This is a genomic window from Acidiphilium multivorum AIU301, assembly GCF_000202835.1.
GTDB classification, from domain to species: Bacteria; Pseudomonadota; Alphaproteobacteria; order Acetobacterales; family Acetobacteraceae; genus Acidiphilium; species Acidiphilium multivorum.
Genome location: NC_015186.1, coordinates 3,212,010 through 3,224,422, shown reverse-complemented (window position 1 = coordinate 3,224,422; position 12,413 = coordinate 3,212,010). Strand labels below are relative to the sequence as shown.

At 70.0% G+C, this 12,413-nt stretch carries 10 protein-coding genes; 7 read left to right on the top strand and 3 right to left on the bottom strand.

Annotated features, from left to right (window positions below; genetic code table 11):
• The 3 genes from ACMV_RS14650 to rsmA are packed head-to-tail and all read left to right on the top strand — an operon-like array spanning position 1 to position 4,336.
• A complete protein-coding gene (locus ACMV_RS14650) occupies positions 1–2,241 on the top strand; it encodes an LPS-assembly protein LptD (protein ID WP_012040190.1) in 2,241 nt (746 codons plus the stop codon).
• Positions 2,238–3,521, top strand: a complete 1,284-nt coding sequence (locus ACMV_RS14645; RefSeq protein WP_013640918.1) for a peptidylprolyl isomerase — start codon at positions 2,238–2,240, stop codon at positions 3,519–3,521. Before ACMV_RS14650 ends, ACMV_RS14645 begins: the two co-directional genes overlap by 4 nt.
• A complete protein-coding gene (rsmA, locus tag ACMV_RS14640; RefSeq protein WP_013640917.1) occupies positions 3,518–4,336 on the top strand; it encodes a 16S rRNA (adenine(1518)-N(6)/adenine(1519)-N(6))-dimethyltransferase RsmA in 819 nt (272 codons plus the stop codon). The genes ACMV_RS14645 and rsmA overlap by 4 nt, the downstream gene beginning before the upstream one ends.
• 12 nt (positions 4,337–4,348) lie before the next feature.
• Here rsmA and ACMV_RS21570 read toward each other — a convergent pair whose 3' ends face one another.
• Positions 4,349–4,906, bottom strand: a complete 558-nt coding sequence (locus ACMV_RS21570) for a CHAP domain-containing protein (protein WP_231844433.1) — start codon at positions 4,904–4,906, stop codon at positions 4,349–4,351.
• On the opposite strand from ACMV_RS21570, the gene ACMV_RS21565 reads away from it, so the two are divergent.
• Positions 4,880–5,203 (top strand): hypothetical protein, encoded by a 324-nt coding sequence (locus ACMV_RS21565; RefSeq protein ID WP_231844432.1) that lies wholly within the window; start codon positions 4,880–4,882, stop codon positions 5,201–5,203. The two genes, ACMV_RS21570 and ACMV_RS21565, sit on opposite strands and share 27 nt — an antisense overlap.
• A 366-nt stretch (positions 5,204–5,569) precedes the next feature.
• Here the strand turns inward: ACMV_RS21565 and ACMV_RS14630 are convergent, their stop codons facing one another.
• Positions 5,570–5,920: a RidA family protein gene (locus tag ACMV_RS14630; protein ID WP_007422784.1), complete on the bottom strand. Its 351-nt coding sequence runs from the start codon at positions 5,918–5,920 to the stop codon at positions 5,570–5,572.
• A 246-nt stretch (positions 5,921–6,166) separates the two neighbouring features.
• Here ACMV_RS14630 and radC point away from each other — a divergent pair, with 246 nt between their 5' ends.
• The 3 genes from radC (at position 6,167) to ACMV_RS14615 (ending at position 10,089) form a co-directional block, all read left to right on the top strand.
• Positions 6,167–6,907: a RadC family protein gene (gene radC / locus ACMV_RS14625; RefSeq protein WP_138919177.1), complete on the top strand. Its 741-nt coding sequence runs from the start codon at positions 6,167–6,169 to the stop codon at positions 6,905–6,907.
• Entirely contained in the window at positions 6,904–8,436 is a 1,533-nt protein-coding gene (locus tag ACMV_RS14620) for a YifB family Mg chelatase-like AAA ATPase (RefSeq protein ID WP_013640913.1), read from the top strand. Before radC ends, ACMV_RS14620 begins: the two co-directional genes overlap by 4 nt.
• Positions 8,437–8,718: 282 nt before the next feature.
• Positions 8,719–10,089 (top strand): Hint domain-containing protein, encoded by a 1,371-nt coding sequence (locus ACMV_RS14615; protein WP_013640912.1) that lies wholly within the window; start codon positions 8,719–8,721, stop codon positions 10,087–10,089.
• A 75-nt stretch (positions 10,090–10,164) separates the two neighbouring features.
• Here the strand turns inward: ACMV_RS14615 and dhaM are convergent, their stop codons facing one another.
• Positions 10,165–12,411 carry a dihydroxyacetone kinase phosphoryl donor subunit DhaM gene (dhaM, locus tag ACMV_RS14610; RefSeq protein ID WP_013640911.1) on the bottom strand — a complete coding sequence of 749 codons (2,247 nt, stop codon included), beginning with the start codon at positions 12,409–12,411 and terminating at the stop codon, positions 10,165–10,167.
• Positions 12,412–12,413 lie beyond the last annotated feature (2 nt).

Below are 12,413 nucleotides of genomic sequence, written 5' to 3'. Positions count from 1 at the left end.
ATGAACGACGCCCAGCAACGCCGCCACGCGCGGCTCCGCCGACGGATCGGGATCGGGATCGCCGGCGCGATGCTGGCGGCCCCGCTGGCGCGCGCGCAGATGGGCGCGCTGGTCGCCGGACCGGAAACGCCGGTCTCGAATTCCGCGCCGGTCACCTTCCTGGCCGACCGCGTTTCGTACGATCACGGCACCGGCGTGGTCACCGCGAGCGGCCATGTCGAGGCCTGGCAGAACGGCCATCTGCTGCAGGCGGACCGCATCGTCATCGACCGGCGTAACGACACGGCGGTGGCCAGCGGGCATGTCGTGATGATCGAGCCGGACGGCGCGGTGGTCTTCGCGCGGCACGCCACCCTCTCGCAGGGGATGAAGAACGCCGTGCTGCACGACGTGGCCACGATTCTCGCCGAGAACGGGCGGATGGTGGCGAACGGCGCGCGGCGCTATGGCGGGGTGATCGAGGAGCTCTCGAAGCCGATCTATTCCACCTGCAATCTCTGCAAGAGCAACCCGAAGGCAGCACCGCTGTGGCAGATCCGCGCGCGCCAGGCGGTGGAGGACCTGCAGCACCGGGTGATCGAGTATCACGACGCGCAGCTCGAGATCTACGGCGTGCCGGTGTTCTGGCTGCCCTATCTCTCGCAGCCCGATCCCTCGGTGAAGCGGCAGAGCGGCCTGCTGATTCCCGGCTTCGGCGGCTCGACCCATATCGGCAGCTTCGTCGCGATTCCGTATTTCTGGGACATCAGCAAGAGCCAGGACCTGACGATCGTCCCGATCATCGCGACCAAGGCGGGGCCGGTGCTCGACCTGAAATACCGCCAGGCGTTCAACGACGGCAAGCTGAACATCAACGTCTCGGGCGGGCGCGACCGCTATGCCGACAAGGGCGGGATTTCGGATTCGATCTTTTCCTCGGGCACGTTCGACCTCAATCGCAACTGGCGCGCCGGGTTCAGCTACAACCACACCTCGACCGCGCAGTATCTGAACGATTTCCGCTACCTGCCGAACGAGGCGTTTCTCGCCTCGAACGCCTGGCTCGAAGGGTTCGGGCGCGGCTCCTATGCGAAGATCGAGGCGGAGACCTATCAGGGCCTGGTCGCCTCGATCAGCCAGAACCGGCTGCCGATCGTGCTGCCCTATGCCCGCTACAGCTATGCCGGCGCGGCGGATTCCTGGGGCGGGCGGTTCTCGCTGACGGCGAACGCGTTCAACATCTTCCGCCAGTCCGGCACGCAGACGCGGCGGGTCGCGGTGATCGCGAATTACGACCTGCCGCGGCAAGGGCCGGACGGGCTGCTGGTGGATGCGCGGCTGCGGCTGATCACCGCCGGATATTCGGCCGACAAGCTCAACCAGCAGCCGAACTATTCGCCGATCACCACCTCGCAGACGGCGCGGGCCATCCCGATCGGCGCGGTGTCCTTCGCCTGGCCGCTGGAGCGCGACGCCGGACGCTGGGGCACGCAGGTGATCGAGCCGCGGGTGCAGCTCGTGGCGGCGCCGGTCTACGGGCTCGGGCAGACCCGCACGATTCCGAACGAGGACAGTCTCGACTTCCAGTTCTCCGACGCGAACCTGTTCAGCCTGCAACGCTTCGGCGGCATCGACCGCTTCGCCGGCGGCGCGCGGGTGGACTATGCGCTGCAGGGCGCGTGGTACCTGCCGGGCGGCGCCTATGCGAGCGGGCTGGTGGGCCAGTCCTATTCCTTCGAGACCTCGAAGCTCTACCCGCCGGACAGCGGGCTGGGCGGGCATGAATCGGACGTGGTGGGCCGGGCGACCGTCGCGCCGGCGCCCTGGTTCAGCCTGACCTATCGCACGCGGCTGTCGCACCGGGACCTGTCGACCCAGATGATCGACAGCTACGCGACCTTCGGGCCGAAGAGCTTCAACGTCTCGGCCGGATATTTCTACAGCACCACCAACTCCTATTACCTGTTCACCCAGCCCGGCCCGCCGCCGCCGCAATATTTCCAGGCCCAGCGCGAGGTGACGCTCGGCGTGTCGACCACGCTGGTGCCGCACTGGTCGCTCACGGCGGGGGTGCAGCGCAACCTCGCCACCGGGCAGTTCGACAACGCCTCCATCGGGGCGGTATGGCAGAACGAATGCACCGCGGTGAACATCGACTTCTACCGCAACTTCACCTCATACAACTACGATCACGGCACGACGACGCTGCTGATCACCGTCACGCTCAAGACACTCGGGAACATCGGATTCAGCGCCCTATGAAATCGTTCGTCTCTTACGCGGCCCTGATCGGCCTTGCCGCGGGCCTGCTCGCACCCGGCGCGCCGGCGCGCGCGCAGACGGTCAGCATCGCCGCCGTGGTGAACGGCACGGTGATCACCAATGCCGATGTCGCGGCGCGCACGCGGCTGTTCGCGCTCTCCGCCGGACTGCCGACCACTTCGGCGACGTTGCAGCGGCTGAAACCGCAGATCACCCGCGAGCTGATCGACCAGGCGCTGCAGCTGCAGGCGATCGAGCGGAACAAGGTGGTGGTGCCGGAGGCGAAGATCGCCGCCGCGCTGAAGCGGGTGAACGAGGCCAATCACCTGCCGCCCGGCTCGCTGCAGAAGAAGCTCGCCGCCGCCGGCATTCCGCTCTCGACGCTGGTGAGCCAGTTCCGCACCCAGATCGGCTGGACCGACGTGCTGCGCAAGAAGCTCGGCCCCGACCTGCGCCCGACCGCGGCCGACATCGCCGCCGAGGAGGCGGCGATGAAGAAGGAGATCGGCAAGACGCAGTACCACATCGCCGAAATCTTCATCCCCGTCGAAAATCCGGCGGATGTGGCGAATGCCCGGCGTTTCGCGGATGTGGTGATCAGGCAGCTGCGCGCGGGCGCGCCCTTCCCGGTGGTGGCGGCCCAGTTCAGCCAGAGCCAGAGCGCGCTGACCGGCGGCGACCGCGGGTGGGTGCAGCCCGACCTGCTCGACCCCGCGGTGCGCCGCATCGTCGAGAAGATGCCGGTCGGGGCGATCAGCGACCCGGTGCGGGTGGCGGGCGGCTTCGAGATCGTCAACCAGCTCGGCATCCGCCAGTTCGGCGTCGGGCAGCGGACGACGCTGTCGATCCGCCAGGTGTTCCTGCCCTTCACGAAGCCCTTCGCCGGCGGCCAGCCGGATGCGCAGCAGCTTGGCGTGCTGCAGCATGCCAACGCGCTGCGCGGCACGCTGCATTCCTGCGCCGAGGTGGAGGCCGCGAACGCGGCGGCGGGCAGCGTGCAGAAGTCCAATCCGGGGCCGGTCGACCTGACCACCGTGCGGCCGGCTGCGTTCCGCAAGCTGCTGTCCTCGCTGCCGCTCGGCCAGCCGAGCGAGCCGCTGGTGTCGAGCAGCGGCATCGCCATCGTCATGGTCTGCAAGCGGGAGACCAGCAAGATCGGCCTGCCGGGGAAGAAGGCGATCGAGGAGATGCTGATCAACCGCCGGGTGTCGCTGGAGGCGCAGCGGCTGATGGACACGCTGCACCGCGACGCCGAGATCCGGATTTTCGCCACCCCGTGACACAGGGAGCGCCGCCGCTGCGCGAGGTGATCGCGCGGCACGGGCTGTCGGCGAAGCGCGCGCTGGGGCAGCATTTCCTGCTCGACCCCGACCTGCTCGCGCGGATCGCGCGGCTGGCCGGGCCGCTGGCGGGTGTCAACGTTATTGAGGTGGGGCCGGGGCCGGGCGGGCTGACGCGCGCGCTGCTGGCGAGCGACGCGGCGGGGGTGACCGCCATCGAACTCGATCCGCGGGCGGTCGGCGCGGTTGCGGAACTCGCGGCGGCGGACCCGGGGCGGCTGCGGGTGGTGGAGGGCGATGCGCTCGATCTCGACCTTGCGGCGCTGGTGCCGGCGCCGCGCGCGATCGTCGCCAACCTGCCCTACAATGCCGGCACCGCGATGCTGCTGCGCTGGCTGCACCAAGCGGCGTGCTTCCGCTCGATGACGCTGATGTTCCAGCGTGAGGTGGCGGAACGGATCGTCGCGGCCCCTGGCAGCCCGGCCTATGGACGGCTGGCGGTGCTCGCGGCGCTCACCGTGCGCGGCGCGATCGTGCTGACGCTGCCGCCCGGCGCGTTTTCACCACCGCCCAAGGTGGACTCGGCCGTGGTCAGGCTGGTGCCGCACGAGGACCAGCTCCAGCCGGCGCTGCTCGCGAAGGTGGGGCGGGTGACGGCGGCGGCGTTCGGGCAGCGGCGGAAGATGCTGCGGGGGTCGCTGAAGGCGCTGGGCGGCGCGACGCTGGCCGAAGCGGCGGGGATCGATCCGTCGCGCCGGGCGGAGACGCTCACGCCCGCGGAATTTCTCTCGCTCGCCCGGCTGCTGCCGGACTGACGCCGGGACGGCTCAGCGCAGGGTGCGGTTCGGCGCGGTCAGGCGGATCTTGTGGACCACCGGCGCCTCGGCCACCTCGGTCCCGCCATTGCTGGCGTAGACGACATTGGACGGCGCCTGGTTGTAGATGAAGCCGTAGGTCGGATAGACCGTGCCGAACGAGCCGTTGCCGAGCGCGACCTTGACCTCGGACCAGTTGTTGTTCGGCGATACGTCGATGACCGGGACGTTGCGGCTCACGGTATCGGGGATCCAGTTGGCCTGGTCGACCAGGATTTCGCGGCTGTTGATCACCTTGGCAACGACGGCGACATGGCCGAGCGGCATGCGGCCGGTCGGGCGGAAGTTGAGCACGGCGCCATCCTCGGGGCGATAGCCGCGGGCGTAGCGGCCGGCCGCCTCGGCCCACCAGAGGAAGGCATCGCCCTTGATGTCGATATGCGAGACTTCGCGCGCATAGGGCACGCACCAGAGATAGCTGGTGCGGCGGACGAGATGGCGCGGATAGCGATAACGCCGGACGGCCGGGCGGCGCTCGACGACGTGGCGGACGACGACGTGATGTTCCACGCGCGGATGCTCGACGTGACGGTAGACCACATGGCGCACCGGGGCGCGGTGCTCGACGATGTGGCGCGCGACGACGTGATGATCGACGACATGGCGGACGGGGGCGCGGTGGACCGGCTCATGCCGGTAGACGACATGGTGGATGGGGGCGTGGCGCACCGGTTCGTGGTGGTAGACGACGTGGCGCACGGGCGATTTCACTCGGTGGACGACGCGCGCGGGAGCGGTATGTTCCGTCTTTGCATGGCCGACATGCGCGAGAAGGAAGGCAACGAAAACGCCGCCGCAAAACCGTGATGTTTCCTTCAATCGCGTAACGCCTGCCCACATGCCCCGTTCGCCTTCTTGTTCCGCGCGCCCCTTCCGGACACAAAAAAACCACAATCCAATCAAGCCAATGCCGGATTTTGCTCAGTCAGCGCAGTAACCGGACCGAGCTTTTTGCCGACTCGGGTCTTTGTTTCAAGCCACGAATGGCTTGCATTCCTGTTACGGGGGGACTGCGGTGAACGCAACCCTCGGACTGGGCAAAAATGTCACGCGCGAGGAAAATTTAATGTTTCGCGGCGACATGGGGCGGACGTTACGACGAACTTCCTAACGCCGGATGAAGATCGAGATTTCATCCGGCGCGAATGGCGGAAAATGTTTACGCGGCCGGGGTCAGCGGCAGGCGACGACCATGATCTCGACCAGGTAGCGCGGATCGGCGAGCTTCGCCTCGACGCAGGCGCGGACCGGCGCGCCGCCTTCCGGCAGCCAGGCCGACCAGACGGCGTTCATCGCGCCGCGGTCGTCGATCGATTTCAGCCAGATCTGCGCCTGCAGAAGGCGCGTGTTGTCGGTCCCGTGCTGTTCGAGCAGCGCGTCGATCTGGGCGAGAACATCGCGGGTCTGGGCGGTGATGTCGCCGGCCGGGTCCGCCGCGACCACGCCCTGGGTGTAGACGAAGCCATGATATTCGACGGCTTTCGAGAGGATTTCGTTCGCTTCGGTGCGGATGATGCGGCTCATGAGGGTCTCCGGGACGGAATGGCGGCAGCCGGCGGCGGCCGTGCGCTGTTCTATCTGCGCGGCCGCGTGGGGCGCAAGCCACGGCGATGACGCTGGACAAGCCGGCGGGTGGATCGGTAGTATTCAACCTTGGCGAGTATCTGAGATGGAGTTTTTCTCCTTTTGCTTGAAAATCTATTCCGCGCGATGCGCCGGCACGGCGGCGAGCCATTCCCGGAAGCGGCCCCGCTTCCGGGGCGGCGCGGGATGGCGGAGCGCGGCGGGTTCGACCACGCGCCGGCGGCCGATGCGCCCTTCTCCAGCACCGGGCCGCAGGGCCATCGCGGCCGGATGCGCGAGAAGCTGCTCGGCCGCGGCGCCGAGGCGCTGGCCGATTACGAGCTGCTGGAAATGCTGCTCTTCCTCGCCTTCAAGAAGGGCGACACCAAGCCGCTCGCCAAGGCGCTGATCAACCGGTTCGGCTCCTATGCCGCCGTGCTCGCCGCCGAGCCGGACGCGCTGTTCGCGACACCGGGGCTCGGGCAGCACAGCGTGGCGGCGATCAAGCTCGTGCAGGCCTCGGCCATCCGCCTCGCCCGCGCGGAGCTGGCGGACGCGCCGGTGCTGAACAACTGGGAGCGGCTGATCGATTACCTCACCATCGCGATGGCGCGCGAGCCGGTGGAGCAGTTCCGCGTGATCTATCTCGACAACCGCAACCGGCTGCTCGCCGACGAGGTGGCCTCGCGCGGGACGGTGAACCATACCCAGGTCTATGTGCGCGAGGTGGTGCGGCGGGCGATCGAGACACGGGCGACGGCGCTCATCCTCGTTCACAACCACCCGAGCGGCGACCCCTCCCCCTCGCGCGACGACGTCGAGATGACGCGGGAGGTGCAGCGCGCCGTCGCCCTGCTCGACATCACGCTGCATGACCATGTCATCATCGGCAAGGCGGGGTGGCTGAGCTTCCGCCGCGAGGGATTCCTCTCCGGGGCGGCGGCGTGAGCATCACCCGCATCCAGAGCTTCGCCTTCGCCGGGATCGAGGCGCAGCCGGTCGAGGTGCAGGTGCAGATCGCCGCCGGGCTGCCGGTCTTTCTCGTCGTCGGGCTGGCCGACAAGGCGGTGGCGGAATCGCGGGAGCGGGTGCGCGCGGCGCTGACCGCGATGGGCCTCGCGCTGCCGGCGAAGCGCATCCTCGTGAACCTGGCCCCGGCGGACCTGCAGAAGGAGGGCAGCCATTTCGACCTGCCGATCGCGCTCGGCGTGCTGACCGCGATGGACGTGCTGCCGGCGGAGGAGATGGCGCGGTTCGCGGCGATCGGCGAGCTGTCGCTCGACGGGCGGCTGGCGCCGGTGGCCGGGGTGTTGCCGGCGGCGATTGCCGCGGGGGCGCGCGATCTCGGCCTGATCTGCCCCGCGGCGCAGGGGCCGGAAGCGGGCTGGGCCGGCGAGATCGGCGTGCTGGCGCCGGCCGACCTGCTCGCGCTGATCAACCATTTCCGCGGCGAGGCGCTGCTGGAGCCGCCGCCGCGCGGGCGGTTCCAGGCACCTTCGCGCCAGCCGGACCTCGCCGATGTGCGGGGGATGGACGGGGCGCGGCGCGCCCTCGAGATCGCCGCGGCGGGGCAGCACAACCTGCTGATGATCGGCGCGCCGGGGGGCGGGAAGTCGATGCTGGCGGCGCGGCTGCCTGGGCTGCTGCCCGATCTGACGCCGCGCGAGGCGCTGGAGGTCAGCATGGTTCACTCGGTCGCCGGGCTGCTGAGCGAGGGGCGGCTGGTGACGCGGCCGCCGTTTCGCGAGCCGCACCACTCGGCGAGCATGGCGGCGATCGCCGGCGGCGGCAACCGGGCGCGGCCGGGCGAGATTTCGCTGGCGCATCGGGGCGTGCTGTTCCTCGACGAGTTTCCGGAATTTCCGCGCGCGGCACTGGAGGCGCTGCGCCAGCCGCTGGAGACCGGGCGGACCACGGTGGCGCGGGCGGCGGCGCATGTCACCTATCCGGCGCGGTTCCAGCTGGTCGCGGCGATGAATCCGTGCCGCTGCGGCCACCTGTTCGATGCCGCCCGCGCCTGCGGCCGCGCGCCGCGCTGCGGGGAGGACTATCAGGGGCGGATCAGCGGACCGCTGCTCGACCGCATCGATCTCGTGGTGGAGATCGCGCCGGCGAGTCCGGCGGAGCTGATGCGCGCACCGCCGGGCGAGCGGAGCGAGACCGTGGCCGCGCGGGTGGCGGCATGCCGGGCGATCCAGCGCGCGCGGCAGGGCGAGGGCGTGGGCAACGCGGACCTCGCCGGCGACGCGATCGCGCTCGATGCCGCGGCGCGGGCGCTGGCGGAACAGGCGGCGGACCGGCTGCACCTCTCGGCGCGGGGGCTGACGCGCATCCTGCGGGTGGCCCGGACCATCGCGGACCTGGCCGGCGTGGACGTGGTGCGGCGGGAGCATGTCGCCGAGGCGATCGCCTATCGGCATCGCCAGCCCGGCCGGGCGGCGCCGGCACGGCGACTTGCGGCACAGGCGGGGGACTGAGCGGTTTCCGATCCGGACGGATCGGATGAATGATCCTCTCCGATGACTAACCAAGCATCCTCATCCGAACGGGTGTTTTCGTCTGATCGGATGGTGCTCTAACGACGATGGGCAGGGCCGGGCCGACGCATCGCACGGTCCGGGGGACTGCGTTACCCGAGTGTATGAGCTGGCACCAACAATAAACTTGCACCGGCAACATTCTATGGATTAAAGAAGGGTAACTTCGCTGATTTACTGTATTTATCTTTAGATATAATATAATTTTTGAGGTGTTTCATCATGTCCGGACAGGAAACTTTTACATATACCTTTACCGACGGTTCATACACAGACACGGTCAACGTGACGATCTCGACAACGATCGCCACGATCACCAACCCCCAGAACATCGGTGTCGTTAGCGGCGAGGGGTATCCCGTCTTGTCGATCAGCGGGACCTGGGAAGGCAACACAATCACCGGGATGGTCGGAAACAGCGGGCAAGTTCAGGTAGGCCGCGGCGTACTTTTCGACAACGCGATTTTCCCGGGCACGACGTCCGGCGGCGGCTACGGCGGATATAATGGCAATACGCAGGGACTCGATGTACACGGGCTGGAATTCAGTTTTTCCGGCGGTATCGAACAGACTGACGTAAATCTCTATACGCAGCAGGGTGTATTCTATGACATACAAGGTCAGAATACTAACCAAATTACGTTCGATGGCGTGACGCCGTCCTTGTCGTCGCTTGGTTCGAATGCGTGCTTTGCCGAGGGCACCCGGATTGCGACGACGCGCGGTGGCGTCCCGGTCGAGGAACTGGCGAAGGGAGACGCCGTCCTCCTGCATGGCGGCGGGACGGCGCCCGTGGTGTGGATCGGACATCGCACGATCGAACCGGGTCGCCATGCGAGGCCCGACGCGGTGCAGCCGGTGCTGATCGGCGCTCATGCGATTGCGGATAACGTGCCGGCGCGCGACCTCGTCGTTTCGCCGGATCATGCGTTCTATTTCAACGGCGCGCTCATCCCGGCGAAAGCGCTCGTCAACGGCATGACGATCCGGCAGGTCGAGCGGCGCAGCGTCACCTATTACCATGTCGAACTACCGGCGCACGCGATCCTGCTGGCCGAGAACATGCCGGCGGAAAGCTACCTTGAGACCGGCAACCGCCAGGCCTTCGAAAATGGCGGTGCCGCCATCGCCCTGCATCCGGAGTTCGCGCAGCCGCTGCGCGAGGCGGCAAGCTGCGCCCCCTTCGCCGAGCATGGCGCGATCGTCGAGCAGGTCCGGACGCGGATCCTCGAGCGCGCGGGACTCGAGACGACGGACGACGCGCAGCTTCGCGTCGAATACCGCGCCGACGGCGCCGCGATCATCACGTCGCGCAGCGCGGTTCCCGCCGAGGTCACGCCCGATCCGCGCGACCGCCGCCGGCTCGGCGTCAAGATCGGCGGTTTGATGGCGGGCGACGAACCGGTGGCGCTCGATCATCCGGCACTGGCCGAAGGGTGGCACGGCGTGGAAGCCGATGGCCGCTGGACCGATGGCGCGGCGCTGGTGCCGGCGAGCTTGCTCAAGGGCCGCGTTCTGACCGTGACGCCGCTGAAAGCCGGTCTGCGCTATCCGGTGATGCAGCAGGCGGCGGAGACCAGGCTGACGGCCTGACCGCATCCCGCCCCTCGCCCGGAACGGGGTAAGGGGCGGGCCGAGCGTCGGCCCCGTGGTCCGGGTGCGCGGATGTCAGGATGCGCTGGCGGAAAACGCCGCGCGGAGGGCGCTGAGCCGGGCGGCGCCCATCGAGAGCTTGCGGATGCCGGCCTCGACCAGGAGGCGGGCGGTCGACGGATCGCCGGCGGCTTCGCCGCAGACGGAAACGGGGACCGCCCCGGCATCGCGGCAGACCCGGGCACAGAGGCCGATGACCGCCGGATGGCCGGCATCGGCGAAGCCGGGGAGATCCTTGTGGCCGCGATCGGCGGCGAGGACGTATTGCGTGAGATCGTTGGTGCCGATCGAAAAGAAGTCGCTCGCCGCCAGCAGGTCCGGCACGGTGAGGGCGGCGGCGGGCACCTCGATCATCGCGCCGAGCGGCGGCGGCGAGCAGCCGACATCGCGCGCGGCGGCGGCGAGCAGGTCGCGTATAGCGCGCAACTCGGCGGCGAAGGTGACCATCGGGACCATGATCCGCAGGTCGTGCCCGGCGCCGGCGCGCAGCAGGGCGCGCAGATGGGCGGCGCAGAAATCCGGCCGGCGCAGCAGCGCGCGCACGCCGCGCACGCCGAGGGCGGGATTTTCCTCCGACGCCAGGGCGAGGAAGGGCACCGGCTTGTCCGCCCCGGCATCGAGCAGGCGGACCACGACCGGACGGCCCCGGAACGGCGCGATCATCGCGCCGACGCGGGCTTCCTGCTCGTCCTCGCCCGGCATGTCGGCGCGGCCGAGGAAGAGCATTTCGGTGCGGGCGAGGCCGACGCCGAAGGCGCCGGCGCGGGCGGCGGCGGCGGCATCGGCGGGGCCGGCGACATTCGCCCAGAATTCGAGCGCCTCGCCGCCGGGAAGGATGACGGAGGCGGGACCCGGCGCGAGGAGGTCGGCGGCGCGGAAGCGGGCTTCGGTCGCGGCGTCGGGCTCGGCGACGAATTCGCCGGTCGCGCCGTCGAAGGCGGCGCGGGACGGCGGCGGATCGAGCGCGACGCCGCCCAGGGCGGGAATGCCGGCGGCGCGGAGCAGGATCGCGGCGTGGCTGGTGGGGCCGCCGCGCCGGTCGAGCACGCCGAGGATGGTGGGCGGCAGGCTCGCGGCCTCGGCGGCGGTGAGTTCGTCCACCGCGATGATCGCGGGCTTGGCCGGCAGGTCGAGGCCGAAGCCGCCGAGCAGTTCGCGGAGCACGGCATCGCCGGCCTCGCGCAGGTCGCGCGCGCGGGCGCGGAGATAGGGGTCGTCGAGCGCCTCGTGGCTGGCGGCGGCGGCGGCGATGGCGTCGCGCCAGGCGGCGGCCTCGTGGCGGCCATCCGCCTCGATCGCGGCGCGGGCGGGGCCGATCAGCGCCGGGTCGGCGAGCAGGGCGGCCTGGGCGGCGAGGATCGGGTTGCCGGCGAGCGCGGCGCGGGCGGCGGCCAGCGCTTCATCGAGCCGGGCCAGCGCCGCAGCGCGGTCCGCCACCGTGGTTTCGGGCACCGCCGGCCGGGCGCGGCCGACGGCGACGACCGGGCCGGCGGCGCGGCCGGGGGACATCGGCACGAATCCGCCGGATGACGCTTTCGACGGGGTTTCGGCGTGGGGTTCCGCCGGGCGCTCGGCGAGGATGGCGGCGAGGGCGGCGGCGGCGGGTTCGGCCTCGGGGCCGGAGGCCTCGATCGTCACCTCCGTGCCGCCCTTCGCGCCGAGCGCCATCAGCGCGGTCGGGCTGTCGAGCGGGGCGACGCGGCCGTTGTGGCGGAGGCGCAGCGTGGCGTCGAACCGGGCGGCGGCCTCGACACAGCGCGCGGCGGGGCGGAGATGCAGGCCGTTCGGATCGGCCAGCGTGACCGCGCGGGTGAGCGTGGCGGCTGGCGGCGGCGGCGCGGCGTGTTCTTGGGTGCCGAGCGCATCCTGTTTCGGCGCGAGCCCGGCCAGCGCCTCGGCGGCGACGCGGTCGGCGGCCTGCCCGGCGGCGGCCGCCACACCCGCCGCCAGCGCGCCCTCGACGAACGGGGCCGGGGCGAGGTGAAGCCGGGCGCGCAGGGCATCGTCCGCGAGGTCGCGCGCCATTTCGGCGCTGAGTACGGCGCTGCCGAGATCCATCAGCACGACGATGCCCTCGCAGCCGGCCAGTTCCTCGCAGGCGGCGAGGATGGCGAGCGGGTCGGTGCCGAGTTCGGCATGGTCCGGCCCGGCGCCGGCGGCGATGGCGAGGGCGAGGCGGTCGCCGGTCATCTGCCGGACGAGTTCGGCGGTGGCGCGGGCCAGCGCCGCGCTGTGCGAGACGAGCAGGAGGCCGGTTGCCATGA